12 protein-coding genes are annotated in these 13,693 nt (G+C 63.9%); 7 read left to right on the top strand and 5 right to left on the bottom strand.

Annotated elements, in window-relative coordinates; translation table 11 throughout:
- The first annotated feature begins 6 nt into the window (after positions 1-6).
- A complete protein-coding gene (locus ACODR8_RS10175) occupies positions 7-693 on the top strand; it encodes a pentapeptide repeat-containing protein (RefSeq protein WP_489007157.1) in 687 nt (228 codons plus the stop codon).
- A gap of 10 nt (positions 694-703) precedes the next feature.
- Here the strand turns inward: ACODR8_RS10175 and ACODR8_RS10170 are convergent, their stop codons facing one another.
- Positions 704-1,318, bottom strand: a complete 615-nt coding sequence (locus ACODR8_RS10170) for a TetR/AcrR family transcriptional regulator (RefSeq protein ID WP_489007117.1) — start codon at positions 1,316-1,318, stop codon at positions 704-706.
- A 162-nt stretch (positions 1,319-1,480) separates the two neighbouring features.
- Between ACODR8_RS10170 and ACODR8_RS10165 the strand changes: the two genes are divergently transcribed.
- Positions 1,481-3,826 (top strand): TonB-dependent receptor, encoded by a 2,346-nt coding sequence (locus tag ACODR8_RS10165; protein WP_489007116.1) that lies wholly within the window; start codon positions 1,481-1,483, stop codon positions 3,824-3,826.
- Between the two features lie 106 nt (positions 3,827-3,932).
- Positions 3,933-5,201 (top strand): spinster family MFS transporter, encoded by a 1,269-nt coding sequence (locus ACODR8_RS10160; RefSeq protein ID WP_489007115.1) that lies wholly within the window; start codon positions 3,933-3,935, stop codon positions 5,199-5,201.
- Between the two features lie 81 nt (positions 5,202-5,282).
- On the opposite strand, the gene ACODR8_RS10155 is transcribed toward ACODR8_RS10160, so the two are convergent.
- Positions 5,283-6,860, bottom strand: a complete 1,578-nt coding sequence (locus ACODR8_RS10155; RefSeq protein ID WP_489007114.1) for a peptide chain release factor 3 — start codon at positions 6,858-6,860, stop codon at positions 5,283-5,285.
- A 123-nt stretch (positions 6,861-6,983) separates the two neighbouring features.
- Positions 6,984-7,868, bottom strand: coding sequence for an aldose 1-epimerase family protein (locus tag ACODR8_RS10150; RefSeq protein WP_489007113.1), 885 nt, complete (start codon positions 7,866-7,868; stop codon positions 6,984-6,986).
- Between the two features lie 131 nt (positions 7,869-7,999).
- Here ACODR8_RS10150 and ACODR8_RS10145 point away from each other — a divergent pair, with 131 nt between their 5' ends.
- Entirely contained in the window at positions 8,000-8,485 is a 486-nt protein-coding gene (locus ACODR8_RS10145; RefSeq protein ID WP_489007112.1) for a hypothetical protein, read from the top strand.
- Positions 8,486-8,689: 204 nt separating this feature from the next.
- The gene (locus ACODR8_RS10140; RefSeq protein ID WP_489007156.1) at positions 8,690-9,955 is read left to right on the top strand and encodes a glutamate-5-semialdehyde dehydrogenase; all 1,266 of its coding nucleotides are present in this window, start codon (positions 8,690-8,692) and stop codon (positions 9,953-9,955) included.
- 81 nt (positions 9,956-10,036) lie between these two features.
- Here the strand turns inward: ACODR8_RS10140 and kdsA are convergent, their stop codons facing one another.
- Positions 10,037-10,864, bottom strand: coding sequence for a 3-deoxy-8-phosphooctulonate synthase (gene kdsA / locus ACODR8_RS10135; RefSeq protein ID WP_489007111.1), 828 nt, complete (start codon positions 10,862-10,864; stop codon positions 10,037-10,039).
- A gap of 5 nt (positions 10,865-10,869) precedes the next feature.
- Positions 10,870-11,163 carry a hypothetical protein gene (locus ACODR8_RS10130; protein ID WP_489007110.1) on the bottom strand — a complete coding sequence of 98 codons (294 nt, stop codon included), beginning with the start codon at positions 11,161-11,163 and terminating at the stop codon, positions 10,870-10,872.
- A gap of 21 nt (positions 11,164-11,184) precedes the next feature.
- Between ACODR8_RS10130 and ACODR8_RS10125 the strand changes: the two genes are divergently transcribed.
- Together ACODR8_RS10125 and ACODR8_RS10120 are read left to right on the top strand one after the other, a co-directional pair.
- Entirely contained in the window at positions 11,185-12,318 is a 1,134-nt protein-coding gene (locus ACODR8_RS10125; RefSeq protein WP_489007109.1) for a hypothetical protein, read from the top strand.
- Positions 12,315-13,691, top strand: a complete 1,377-nt coding sequence (locus tag ACODR8_RS10120) for a cytochrome P450 (protein WP_489007108.1) — start codon at positions 12,315-12,317, stop codon at positions 13,689-13,691. The genes ACODR8_RS10125 and ACODR8_RS10120 overlap by 4 nt, the downstream gene beginning before the upstream one ends.
- The last annotated feature ends 2 nt before the right edge of the window (positions 13,692-13,693 follow it).

Genomic DNA, 13,693 nt, shown 5'->3' with positions numbered 1-13,693 from the left:
CGGGTGATGGATGATCTGTTTTCCGAAAGGGCGATTGCAGGGCGGACGCTGTCACGGGAGGATGTCGAAGCGTTGCGGGCAGGACCGCACCGGCTGGTCGACTGTCAGCTGGAGGAAGCCGACCTGTCCGGCCTGACCCTGTCGGGATGGACGTTCGAGCGATGCACGCTGCGCAAGGCGGATCTGACCGGCGCAAAGTTGGACCGGACCATATGGACATCATGCCGCGCGCCCTTCGCCAATTTTACCGGCGCGGACCTGAGCGAGGCGCAGGTCACCGCCAGCGATTTCAACAATAGTAGCTTTCGGCGCGCGGTGCTGACGTCGGCGACGTTCAACAACGCCAAGCTGACGGGCGCGGATTTCACCGACGCCAGGGGCATGGACCTGTCCTTTGTCGAAACGCTGCTGATCAACGCGAAACTGTCGGGTTTCTCGTTTCGCAAGCAGGTGATGACGAGGGTCGATTTTTCGCAGGCGGATCTGCGCAAATGCGATTTTCGCCACACGGTTTTCGAGGATTGCAGTCTGCGGGACGCCACTATGGCGGGATCGCGCTTTGACGGCGCGGACTTGCGGTCGGCCGATCTTGGCGGGCTGCGGCTGGTCGATGCGGGGCTGTTCCGGGGCGCGACCATTTCGCGCAGCCAGGCAGGGCAACTGCTGGGCGAACTGGGACTGAACGTCCGCTAGGACGGGCGCCTCATCCCCGCGCTCCGATCCCCTTTTCGATCAGCGCATTGGCGATGGCGGCAATTTCGTCGGCCGGACGGCTATCGTCCCAGACGCCGTAGCGCAGCCCCAGAAACACGTTCATGCCCATGATCGCCCAGGCGTGGACCTCCTCCACGTCGCCGCGCACGTCGCCGCGCTCTGCGGCTTTGGCCAGGCGGGTCGTCATCCGGGCGGCGGTATTTTCATAATGGGCGCGGTAGGCGGCCTGATCGACGAACTCCGATTCGTCGATGATGCGGTAGATTTCCTTGTGCGACCGGGCGAACTCCAGGAAACTGAGCAGGCCGATTCGTTCAGCGTCGATGCCGTCGCGCGCCGTCGCGATGCGGGGTGACACATAGTCGCGCACCTGCCCTGACATGTCGGCCACCAGCGCGCGGAAAATATCATCCTTGGTATCGAAATAGGTGTAAAAACTGCCCAGCGCACAGCCCGCCCGACGGGTGATGCCGCTGATCGATCCTTCGTGAAATCCCTTTTCGCCGAATTCCTGCGCGGCCGCCTCCAGCAACGCACGGCGGGTGCGTTCGCCGCGCGCGGTGCGGGGTGTCTTGTCGTCCCTGCCAAGCCCCTGATCGGTCATAGTCTCTCCCCCGTCGCTGTGTTCTTTTTACCGCAATTTGGCCGCGTCGATAGCCCGTCCTATATTTGAAGTTGAAAGATGGTTCAACTTTCATTATCGAATCGGGCAAGACACATAGCGACCCGCCAACCGGGCGCACTCAATTCAGGAGAGGAACCGCTCATGAAGGCCTATCACAGCATCCGCGCACTAGCCCTTGCCTCCGCCGCCTGGACCGGCGTGCTGGCCCTACCCGCCATTGCCCAGGACGCGCCGCAGGGTGCCGCCGACGACAGCGAAGGCGCGATCATCGTCACCGCCCGCCGCCGCGAGGAAACATTGGTCAGCGTGCCGATCGCGGTCAGCGCCTTTTCCGGCGACAAGCTCGAAAGCCAGGGCGCGATCGACATTACCGATCTGGCGAACCTGACCCCCAACACCACGCTGGAAGCATCGCGCGGCACCAATTCGACGCTGACCGCCTTCATCCGCGGCGTGGGCCAGCAGGACCCGGTGTCCGGCTTCGAGCAGGGCGTGGGCATCTATCTGGACGATGTCTATCTGAACCGGCCGCAGGGCGCGATCCTGGACATTTATGATGTCGAGCGGATCGAAGTGCTGCGCGGGCCGCAGGGGACGCTTTATGGCCGCAACACGATCGGCGGCGCGGTCAAATATGTGACCAAGATGCTGCCGCAGGATTTCGCGCTCAAGATCAAGGGCAGCTATGGCACTTATGATCAGGCCGATGGCATCATCAGCGTGTCGGCGCCGATCGGCGACATGATCCGGGTCGGCGGCGCCTTTGCCCGCCTGTCGCGCGGTGGCTTTGGCGACAATCTCACCACCGGGGACGAGAATTACAACAAGGATGTCTGGGCCGGGCGTGCGACGTTCGAGATGGGCGGCTATGGCCAGCCGGTGCTGATGCGGATCACCGGCGACTATACCAAGGATAATAGCAGCGCACGCGGCGGCCATCGCCTGATCCCCGGCCAATTGTCGGGTGCGCCGGTGCTGGGCGATGTGTTCGACACACGCGGCGGGCTGGTCGATCCCAAGCAATATGTGAAGTCCTACGGGCTTTCGATGAATATCACGGCGGAATTGTCCGACGCGGTGACGCTGCGGTCGATCAGCGCGTGGCGCAAGGATGACAGCGCATCACCGATCGATTTCGACGCGCTGCCCGCGGTCGATGTCGACGTCCCGGCTTTCTACTTCAACGAGCAGCTAAGCCAGGAATTCCAGCTTCTGTATGACAGCGGCCCACTGCACGGCCTGCTGGGCTTCTACTATCTGGATGCCAAGGCCGACACCGCGTTCGACGTGCGCCTGTTTACCACCGTCCCCGGCCTGACCGCCTTCACCCAGGCCGATGTCGACACCGAAACCTATGCCGTGTTTGGCGATTTCACCTTCGACATTTCGCAGCAGTTGAGCATTTCAGCGGGTGGTCGCTATACTTGGGACAAGCGCCGGGCCGACATTTTGCGGCAAAATTATCTGGGTGGCGGGTCGCCGGTATTCGGCGGCGCGGGCGTGGCGTTCGGCGCACCCAGCACCAATTTCAACGGTGAGCGCGAATATAAGAAATTCACCCCGCGCGTCTCGATCAGCTACAAGCCGACGCCTGATCATAATATCTATGCCAGCTATGCGCAGGGCTTCAAGGGTGGCGGTTTCGACCCGCGCGGGGTCGGCACCAATGCACCAGATCTCAACAGCAACGGCATCCGCGAGGATAGCGAGATAGCGTCCTTCCTGAGCTTCCGCCCCGAAAGCGTCGAAAGCTATGAAGTGGGCTATAAGGGCAACTTCATGAACGGCGCGCTCTATGTCGCGGTTGCGGGCTTCTATGCCGATTATACCGACGTGCAGATCCCCGGCTCCGTCGCCTGCTCGGTCGGCGGCATCCCCTCCTTCTGCGGGGTTGTGTCCAATGCGGGCAAGGCACGGTTCAAAGGGCTGGAATTTGAAAGCAACGCGCGGCTGGCGCAGGATTTCCTGACCGGCGGCGATCGGCTGAGCCTGGCCACGGCGGTGGGCTTCATCGACGCGGAATATCGCGAATATATCACCAATATTGGCGGTGTGCCGACCGATGTCGCTGCCTTCCGCGAAGTGCAGAACACCCCCAAATGGACCGCCAGCGGCACGCTGGGCTACACTACCCCGGTGGGCGACGGCAGCCTGTACGCAGGCAGCACCGTGTCGTGGCGCAGCAAGACCTATCAGTTTGAAGTCCCCAACCCCTATATCGACCAGAAGGGCTTTGCCCTGTGGGACGCCAGCATCGTCTATACCGCACCGGACGATCGCTGGACGGTCGGGCTGCATGGCAAGAATTTGCTGGACAAGGAATATAAGACGTCGGGCTACACCTTCGTCGCGGCCAATGCGACGACCGGTGCGATCATCAACAATGCCGCCGGTTTCCCGACCCCTTCGCTGGGCAAGGAAGGCACGCTGACCGCCTTTTACGGCAATCCCCGGCAAGTGTTCGTCACGGGGACGGTGAAGTTCTAGGTTCGGTATTCCCGCGCAGGCGGGAATCCAGTGCCACGGCGGGACTGGGTTCCCGCCTGCGCGGGAACACGCTGTTGCTGGGCGGTAGGGAGCGTAAGAAGCAAGCATGACCGACCCAACACCCGCCACCCCGGCACCCGTTTCCCCCGCCTATCGCGGCGTCGTGCTGGCGATGCTGCTGTTGGTCTATACGTTCAACTTCCTCGACCGGCAGATCCTTGGCATCCTGGCTGGCCCGATCAAGGCGGAGCTGGGTCTCACCGACGGGCAGTTGGGCGCGCTGGGCGGGATCGCCTTTGCCTTGCTCTATTCGACGCTGGCCATTCCGCTGGCGCTGCTGGCCGACCGTACCAGCCGGACCTGGGTGATCACCGTCTCCCTCGCCGTGTGGAGCGGCTTTACCGCCTTGTGCGGATTGGCGGGCAGTTTCTGGCAGATGTTCGCTTTCCGCGTCGGCGTGGGCGTGGGAGAGGCGGGCGGCGTCGCGCCATCCTATGCCGTGATTTCCGATTATTTCCCGGCGAACCAGCGGGCGCGGGCGCTCTCTATTTATTCGCTCGGTATTCCCTTGGGATCGGCGGGCGGCGTGCTGCTGGGCGGCTATATTGCGCAGGCGGTCGAGTGGCGCACCGCCTTCATCGCGGTGGGGCTGGCGGGCCTGCTGATCGCGCCCTTGTTCCGGCTGGTGGTGCGCGAACCCGCGCGCCCGGTGCTGGCGAGCGATGCGGTGCCTGTCAGCGCAGTGTTCGGCATATTGGCGGCCAAGCGCGGCTTCTGGTTCCTGGCGCTGGGCGCGGCGTGCAGTTCGATGTGCGGCTATGGCGTCGCGTTCTGGCTGCCGAGCCTGTTGATGCGCAGCTTTGGCCTAGACCTGATGGGCGCGGGGCAGTTTCTGGGCGCGCTGCTGCTGATCGGCGGGGTGGCGGGCGTGCTGCTCGGCGGCTGGCTGGGCGACGCGATGGGGGGCAAGGACAAGGCCTATTATGCCTGGGTGCCTGCGATCAGCTATGTCGTGGGGATGCCCCTGTTCGTGGTCGGCGTGCTGTCCGACAGCGTGGGCGTGGCCTTCGCGCTATTCCTGATCCCGCAGGCGTTGGTCTATGTCTGGCTTGGCCCCGTACTGACCGCCGTTCAGCACCTCGTCCCCGCCCATATGCGCGCCAGCGCAGCGGCGAGCTTCCTGCTGATCAACAATCTGGTCGGGCTGGGACTGGGCAGCTGGAGCGTGGGGGCGCTGTCCGACGCATTGACGCCGACTTATGGCGCGGAGTCGCTACGTTACGCGATTGTGGCGGCGCTGGGATTCTATCTGCTGGCGGGGCTATTCATGGCGCTGGCGGGCAGGGCGCTACGCAAGGATTGGGTTAGCGCATAGCCACCCCGTGTTCCCGCGAAGGCGGGAATCCAGTTCCAACGTCTCAACTGGGTTCCCGCCTTCGCGGGAACACGGGGCGTTCTACCGCTCCTTGGTCGCGCTGAACTTGATCTTGGGATGGCGTTCCTGCTGGTAACCGATGTCCCAGGCGCTGCGGGCCATGAATACCAGCGCGCCGTCGCGGTCCTTGGCCATATTGGCGGCGTTGAAGCCGATGAAATCCTTGATCGCCGCCTCGTCACCGCTGATCCAGCGGGCGGTGTCGAAGGGCGAGGGTTCGAGGCCCGCCGCGACCTTATATTCCGCGTCCAGCCGGGAAATCAGCACTTCCAGCTGGAGCTGGCCCACGACGCCGACGATCCAGTTGCTGCCGATTTCGGGGTAGAATACCTGGATCACCCCCTCTTCGGACAGGTCGTCCAGGGCCTTGCGCAACTGTTTGGTCTTGGTCGGGTCTTTCAGCTGCACCCTGCGCAAAATTTCCGGCGCAAAATTGGGCAGGCCGGTAAAACGCAGCCCCGGTTTCTCGCTCAGCGTATCGCCCACGCGCAGCGCGCCATGGTTGGGGATGCCGATAATATCGCCGGGATAGGCCTCGTCTGCCAGCTCGCGATCCTGCGCGAAGAAGAGGATCGGCGAGTGGACCGCCAGCGCCTTGCCGGAGCCTGACGGCGTCAGCTTCATGCCGCGCCGGAACTTGCCCGACACCAGCCGCATGAAGGCGATGCGGTCGCGGTGCATCGGGTCCATATTGGCCTGCACCTTGAAGATGAAGCCGGTAACCTCGCTGCCCTCCGGCTCGACCGCGGCGGGTTCGGCGGGCTGGGCGCGTGGTGGCGGGGCGTGGGCGGCCAGCGCGTCGATCAGCTCGGTCACGCCGAACAATTTGAGCGCGGAACCGAAATAGACCGGTGTCAGGTCACCCTGGCGATAGCGGTCGAGATCAAACTCGGCATAGCCGCCCTGCGACAGCTCGGCCTCCTCGCGCAGCTTGGTCAGGCCATCTGGCGACAGGAAATCGGCGAGTTTCGGGTCGTCCAGCCCGGTAAACTGGTGCCGCGTGCCGTCAAATTCCTTGCTCGGCCCGCTCGGCTGCATCAGCCGGTTGGTGGCGAAGTCGTAAATCCCCTCAAACTCGCCGCCCATGCCGACCGGCCAGCTCATCGGGCAGACGTCCAGCTGCAACTGGTCCGCCACTTCGTCGAGCAGGCCGAACGTCTCGCGGCCTTCGCGATCCACCTTGTTGACGAAGGTGATGATCGGCAGGTTGCGCAGGCGGCACACCTCGAACAATTTGCGGGTCTGCGGCTCGATGCCCTTGGCCGCGTCTATCACCATCACGGCTGAGTCGACGGCGGTCAGCGTGCGATAGGTATCCTCGGAAAAATCCTCATGCCCCGGCGTGTCGAGCAGGTTGAAGGTGATCGTCTCGCCATCGCGCGTCCGCTCGAACGTCATGACCGAGGATGTGACGGAAATGCCGCGCTGCTGCTCGATCTTCATCCAGTCCGATCGCGCACGCCGGTTCGCCCCGCGCGCCTTGACCTCCCCCGCCAGATGGATCGCGCCGCCTTCCAGCAGCAGCTTCTCGGTCAGCGTGGTCTTACCGGCGTCGGGGTGGGAAATGATCGCGAAGGTGCGGCGGGATGGGATGGTCATCAGGTCAATCTATCTGGTTCGTCATCCCCGCGAAGGCGGGGATCCATCTCCCGACTGTGCGGCGGGAGGTGAGGTTGGGAGATAGATTCCCGCCTACGCGGGAATGACGGGAAAAAATAGGGGTCAGTCTTGGATCAGCGTCACGTCCATGCGGAAGGCGCGGCTCTGCCCCGGTGGCAGGGCGATGATGCCCTGTTTCGCCCACACATCACCCACGAACCCAACCAGATCGGCCATCCCGGCCCAAGGTTCGACGCACAGATAGTGCGCGCCCGGCTTCTGCCACAGGCCCAGCCATGGCGTGTCGGGAAAGTCGATTTTCAGACGCGGCTGGCCCGGCACGCCCCAGAGCAGCGAGCGGCTATTGAGTTCGTCCCAGATCAGCGCGTCGCCCGCGAACATGGCGTGGCTGGGGGCGAGCGTGTCGCCATCGACCGGAGACACGACCGACTCCCGCGCGATCAGGCCCGGTTCCGCGCCCACCTTGCGGATCGGCGCGGGTTCGGGCTTCTCAAAAACGATGCGGTGATCCTCTGGCGTGCCGCCATAGGGCAGGGGCCAGGCGAAGGCGGGGTGGTAGCCGAAGGAGAAGGGCATGACCGCCTCCCCCTGGTTGGTCACCGTCGCGGTCATGCGCAGGCTCGCCCCGTCGATCGCGAAATCCATGTCGAGCCGGAAGGCGAAGGGATAGACGGCAAGGCTGGCCGCATCCGCCTCCAGCCGGAAGGTTGCAGCGCTGTCGCTGCGGTCGATCAGGGCGAACGCGCTGTGTCGGGCAAAGCCGTGCTGGGGCATGGCATAATCGCGACCGTCGAGCCGATAGACGTCGCCGCGCGATCGGCCGACGAAGGGGAAGAGCAACGGCGCATGGCCGGTCCACCAGCGCGGATCGGCGTCGGTCATCAACTCGCGTCCCTGTGCATCGCGCAGCGACCAGAGTTCCGCGCCGTGGGGATTTATCGTGGCGCTTAGCTGGTCCGAAGCGATACCGACCGGTGCGTCTGTCACGTCCTTGTGTCTCCTGATGATGCGCGCCTGCCTTAGCGCGGGGGCAGCCGCCTGTCTTGTCCCGACGCGCGCTCGTTTCGCAAGGGAACCGAAAGATTGCATCGCTGGTTTGGCAGGCGGGAGACATGATCATGAAAATATACGGTATGGCCGCGCTTTTACTCTGTTCAACTTCGGCGCTTGCGCAGGAAGCGGAAAAGCCAAAGGACGAAACACTCAAAAAAGCGGGGAATATCGCCAGCCAGCCGGTGCGCGACATCGGCCTAGACAAGGATGAGATTCCGCCGGTGCTGCTGAAAGCGGTGGAAAATCCTTATGCGACCCCGGCGTCGCGGACCTGCAAGGGGCTGAAAGCATCGCTGGGTGAACTCAACGCGGTGCTGGGTGAGGATTTCACGGTCGGCGCAAAAGCGAACGAGAATCGCACCGGTAAGATTGCCGAGGCGGTCGGCAAGACCATCGTCAATTCGCTGATCCCTTTCCGGGGTCTGGTGCGCGAAATCAGCGGTGCCGCGCCGCAGGAACGGCGTTTGCAGGCAGCGGTGACGGCGGGGATCGCCCGGCGCGGCTATCTGCGCGGGCTGGCTGCCAGCAAAGGCTGCAAGATCAGCAGCTAAGCATATTCGCGCGCATAACCCCGATGGGGTATGCGCGCGGGCTGCGGGCCGCATAATGCTATAAGAAGGTGGTCTGACTGCCTGCCGATGACCGGATCATTCGCGACCCATGATCTGGTCATCGGCCCTTGACCTGTCATGTCGCGCCTTCGCTTCATCCTGCTTTCATGCTAGGCCGCCGCCAACATATTGGCGAGACCCATGATGAACGACCTGACCCAGACCCCTGAAATGCTGATCGCGATGATGGGCGCGCGCGCCCGTCGCGCTGCGCTGGCCCTCGCGCAGGCGAGCGACGCGCAAAAGGTCGATGCGCTGCGCCGCGCGGCGCAGGCGTTGCGGGATCAGGCACCGGCGATCATCGCCGCCAATGCGCGCGATATGGACAATGCCGCCGCCAACGGCCTGTCGCCTGCGATGCTCGACCGGCTGAAGCTGGACGCGGGCCGGGTTGCCGCGACCGCCGACGGGGTGGAGCAGGTCGCCAGCCTGCCCAATCCGCTGGGTAGCGTCATCGACCAGAGCGTCCGCCCCAACGGGCTGCAACTCAGCCGCGTGCGCGTGCCGCTGGGCGTGATCGGCATCATCTATGAAAGCCGCCCCAATGTGACGGCGGATGCCGCGGCGCTCTGCCTGCGCGCGGGCAATGCCGTCATCCTGCGCGGCGGCAGCGAGGCGAAGGAGAGCAACCGCGCGATCCTGACCGCGATGGTAGAGGGGATCGTGGCCGCGGGCCTGCCCGCCGATGTCGTGCAACTCATCCCCACTACCGACCGCGCGGTCGTGGGCGCCTTGCTGCGCGCCACCGAATTTATCGACCTGATCGTGCCGCGCGGGGGCAAGAGCCTGGTCGCGCGGGTGCAGGAGGAAGCGCGGGTGCCGGTGCTGGCGCATCTGGACGGCATCAACCACAGCTATGTCGATGGCGCGGCCGATCCGGCGATGGCGCGGCAATTGGTGGTCAATGCCAAGATGCGGCGGACGGGCGTGTGCGGTTCGACCGAAACGGTGCTGATCGACCGCGCCTTTGGCGACGCGCCCGCGCTGGTAAAGGCCTTGCTCGACGCCAGATGCGAAGTACGCGGCGATGAAGCGGTGCAGGCGATGGATACGCGCGTCATCGCGGCGAGTGAGCAGGACTGGGACACCGAATATCTCGAAGCGATCGTGTCGATCCGGCTGGTCGATGGCGTCGAGGACGCGATCGCCCATATCGCCGCCCATGCCAGCCACCATACCGACGCGATCATCACCGAAGATGCCGAGGTTGCAGAGCGTTTCCTGAATGCGGTGGATAGCGCCATCGTGATGTGGAACGCCTCCACCCAGTTTGCCGATGGCGGCGAATTCGGGCTGGGCGCGGAGATTGGCATTTCGACCGGCCGCCTCCACGCGCGCGGGCCGGTCGCGCTGGAGGGGCTGACGACCTATAAATGGATTGTGCGCGGGACGGGGCAGGTTCGGCCGTAAGCTCCGGGTGTTCCCGCGCAGGCGGGAACCCAGTCCCACCGTCAGAACTGGGTTCCCGCCTGCGCGGGAACACGCGGTTATCTACCCCTTCACCACTGCATCGATCGCCTTCAGCTTCGTCAGCATCGGCGCGACCCAGTCGAGCGGGAGCATCACCGGGCCGTCGGACGGCGCATTATCCGGGTCCTGATGCGCCTCGGCGAAGATCGCCGCGACGCCCGCCGCCACCGCGCTGCGGGCGAGCAGGGGGGCATATTCGCGCTGGCCGCCGGACGCGGAACCCAGGCCGCCGGGCTGCTGGACCGAATGGGTGGCGTCGAACACCACCGGATAGCCGGTCTGCGCCATCACTGGCAGCGCGCGCATGTCGCTGACCAAAGTGTTGTAGCCAAAACTCGCGCCGCGTTCGGTCAGCAATATGCGCTCATTGCCGGTCGAGGCGACTTTTTGCGCGACCGCCGCCATGTCCCATGGGGCCATGAACTGGCCCTTCTTGACGTTGATGACCGCGCCGGTGCGTCCGGCGGCGAGCAGCAGGTCGGTCTGGCGACACAGGAAAGCAGGGATCTGGAGGATATCGACCGCCTGCGCGGCGGCCTCCACCTGACCCGCATCATGCACGTCGGTCAGCACCGGGCAGCCCAATGTCGCTTTCACCTCCGCCAGGATCGCCAGCCCCGCGTCGATGCCGACGCCGCGCTGACCCGACACCGATGTCCGGTTTGCCTTGTCGAACGAAGATTTGAAGATGAACGGCACCCCCGCCTGCCGCGCGATCTGCGCCAGCGCGTCGGCCATGAACAGCGCATGGTCGCGGCTTTCGATCTGGCAGGGGCCGGAAATGAGGACGAAGGGCAGGTCGTTACCGATGGTGATCGGGCCGACACGCACATGTTTTGGATCAGTCATGTCGGTCACTTGGGCGCTTTGGCAAAGCGCCGCAAGAGCTGGCCACGCCACAGCCCCTTGCCCGGATGATAGTTCCAGCAGAACCAGCCAAAGCAAAGGCAGGCGATCAGCGATGGCAGCGCCATCGGATCGCCATGGCTTTTCATATGGCGATAGAAGGCCATGTCCGCGCGCCAGCGGTCCCGTTCGCTGCCGCCCCCGTTGATGCCATAGACATTGTCATGCTTCCTACAGCCGATGTTTCGGTTGTATTTACGGTGGTCTATGAAATAGCAGTAGTCGCGTTCGGGCGTGTTCATGACCCGATTAGGGCCGGGGCAGTGCAAAAATTCAAGCGTAAAGTCTTTTATCTCGGCGGTTTCGATCCGCGCGGCGTGCGTTTTTACCATCAGCTCTATCGCGACCAGGCCGGACGCTATGACCGGCTGACCGGCGAGGACGTCATTGTGAGCGGCCGCCGTGCCGGTCCTGCGGGGTCGGTCGTCTCCACCGTGTGGAGCGTGGACAATGCGCAGGCCGGGGTCGAGACGGATTATGAATTTCTCCGCTGGGAGGATCTGGTCGGCAAGGTGTGGATTCGCAATCCGCTGAAACTCGCCTGGCGATCGATCGCCACCTATATCGGCCATGGCCGCTTCATGCAGTTCAAGCGCATGAAGAAGCTGCGTCCCGGCCCGGTGCTGACCATCTGCTACCCGCCCTTTCTGGCGGTGATGATCCCGCTGCTGTTCGCGCTGCTCCCTGCCTTGCTGCTGTGGACCGTGTTGCCTTTCTGGGCGGCGGCGCTGGCCGGGATCGGCATCAGCGCGGTGGCGTCGGGCAAATGGCTGAACAAGCTGGTCGTGCCGTGGTTGCTGCGTTTCACTTACTATCACCACACGCTCGCCGCCGGCGGACCGGGGGAGGCGCTCGACGCGCGGCTCGATGCGTTCGCCCGGCGGATTTCTGAGGAACTCGACGAGCCGTGGGACGAAATCCTGTTCCTGACCCATAGCGCTGGCACGATCCTGGGCATGTCCGTGATGCGGCGCCTGTTCGACCTGCGCGGCACGCGACTGCCGGATCATTTCGCGATGGTCGGCATGGGGCAGGTGGTGCCGGTGGTGGCGCTGCGCACTGACGCGCGCTGGTATCATGCCGATTTGCGCGCGCTGGCCGACAAGCATTTCCGCTATGTTGACCTGAGTTTTCCGCCCGATGGCGCGGCCTATTTCAACGTCAATCCGCTGCTGTTGGAAAGCGACAATCATGCCGCGCGCGTTGATATGCTCTCGCCGCGCTTCCACCTCTTCTACGACCCTGAAAATTATCATGGCGGCTGGTCGAACAAATATGAGGCGCATTTCGACTATCTGCGGGTGGGCGATCGCCTGTCGCCGGTCGACTTCCTGAGCCTCACTGCGGGCCGCCGCACCCTGGACGACGCCATTGCCGCTTTCAGGACGATCCCATGACCGATCCGCTCTTCACCCCGCCCTTCCCGCAGCCCACGCGCAACAAGCGCACGATGCTGCGGCGCTTCTTCATCGGCTGGCACAGCTGGATTCATGTATTGTTCGAGAAAAGCTACACGATGAAAATGGGGGAGGTGCGCGGGCGCGGGCAGCTCATGTATATCGCCAATGAACTGCCGCTGGTGGACCGTATCCTGAAAGGGGGGACGGAATTTCCCAAACATTCCGAACTGGTCAAGGGGCTGTCGCCGCTGATCGGCAATAGCGTCTTTTCCGCCAATGGCGAGGATTGGGAAAGCCAGCGGGCGATGATCAATCCCGCCTTTGCCCATACCGCGATGAACAAGACGATGCCATTGATGGTTGAGGCCGTCGCGGCCTTTTTGGCGCGGATCGACGGGATGGATCGAACCAAGCCGATCAACATCGACGCGATGATGACCCATGTGGCTGCCGACATCATCTTTCGCACGCTATTTTCGCAGACGCTGGATACCGAGCGCTCCTTCATCATCCATCAGGCGTTCGGGCGGTTCCAGCGTTACTCCCATTCGGCCTCGATGCTGGGCCTCTATGGTCTGCCGAACCGCTGGTTCGAACGCTGGTCGGAACGGCCCGCCAACGCCATTCGCGGCGTGTTCGCGCCGATTGTGGAGGAGCGGTTCAACGCCTTCCATGCTGGGGAACCCGCACCGCACAAGGATATTCTCCAGTCGCTGATCGAGGCGCAGCATCCCCAGACGGGCGCGCATTTCACCCTGAAAGAGGTGATGGATCAGGTCGCGACCATCTTCCTCGCGGGGCATGAAACCTCCGCCAGCACGATGACCTGGGCGCTCTACCTTCTGTCGGAATGCCCCCATATTCAGGAGCGCGCGCGGGCCGAAGTGATGGCGGTGGCGGGCGACGCGCAACTGACCCCGGCGATGCTCAAGGACATGGGCGTGGTGCGCAACGTGTTCAAGGAAACGTTGCGCCTCTATCCTCCGCTCGCCTTCTTCCCGCGCGAAGTCCCCTGCCCGATGCGGATGCGCGACAAGGATTTGGTGCCCGGCGCGATGCTGGTGGTCGCCCCCTGGCTGACCCAGCGCAACAAGGATAATTGGGCCTGCCCGCACAGTTTCGATCCCGACCGGTTCGACGATCCGGCCAATGCGGAGATGGTCAAGCAGGCCTGGCTGCCCTTCAGCCGCGGCCCGCGCGTCTGCGTGGGGGCGGGCTTTGCCCAGCAGGAGGTGATGACCGTCATCGCCGACGTGCTGCGCCATTATCGCCTGTCGGTGCGGCCGGGCTACAAGCCCGAACCGATCAGCCGCCTGACCGTGCGCCCGCGCAAGGGGATGTGGTTGATGTTCGAGAAGCTGGCGAACTGACC

The sequence above is a fragment of the Sphingobium sp. FG58 genome, assembly GCF_057809055.1.
This window is presented reverse-complemented; position numbering and strand designations above follow the sequence as displayed.

Coding starts and splice junctions, on each gene's coding strand:
- ACODR8_RS10175 (WP_489007157.1), top strand. CDS start 7: ATGGATGATCTGTTTTCCGAAAGGGCGATTGCAGGGCGGACGCTGTCA.
- ACODR8_RS10170 (WP_489007117.1), bottom strand. CDS start 1,318: ATGACCGATCAGGGGCTTGGCAGGGACGACAAGACACCCCGCACCGCG.
- ACODR8_RS10165 (WP_489007116.1), top strand. CDS start 1,481: ATGAAGGCCTATCACAGCATCCGCGCACTAGCCCTTGCCTCCGCCGCC.
- ACODR8_RS10160 (WP_489007115.1), top strand. CDS start 3,933: ATGACCGACCCAACACCCGCCACCCCGGCACCCGTTTCCCCCGCCTAT.
- ACODR8_RS10155 (WP_489007114.1), bottom strand. CDS start 6,860: ATGACCATCCCATCCCGCCGCACCTTCGCGATCATTTCCCACCCCGAC.
- ACODR8_RS10145 (WP_489007112.1), top strand. CDS start 8,000: ATGAAAATATACGGTATGGCCGCGCTTTTACTCTGTTCAACTTCGGCG.
- ACODR8_RS10140 (WP_489007156.1), top strand. CDS start 8,690: ATGAACGACCTGACCCAGACCCCTGAAATGCTGATCGCGATGATGGGC.
- kdsA (WP_489007111.1), bottom strand. CDS start 10,864: ATGACTGATCCAAAACATGTGCGTGTCGGCCCGATCACCATCGGTAAC.
- ACODR8_RS10130 (WP_489007110.1), bottom strand. CDS start 11,163: ATGAACACGCCCGAACGCGACTACTGCTATTTCATAGACCACCGTAAA.
- ACODR8_RS10120 (WP_489007108.1), top strand. CDS start 12,315: ATGACCGATCCGCTCTTCACCCCGCCCTTCCCGCAGCCCACGCGCAAC.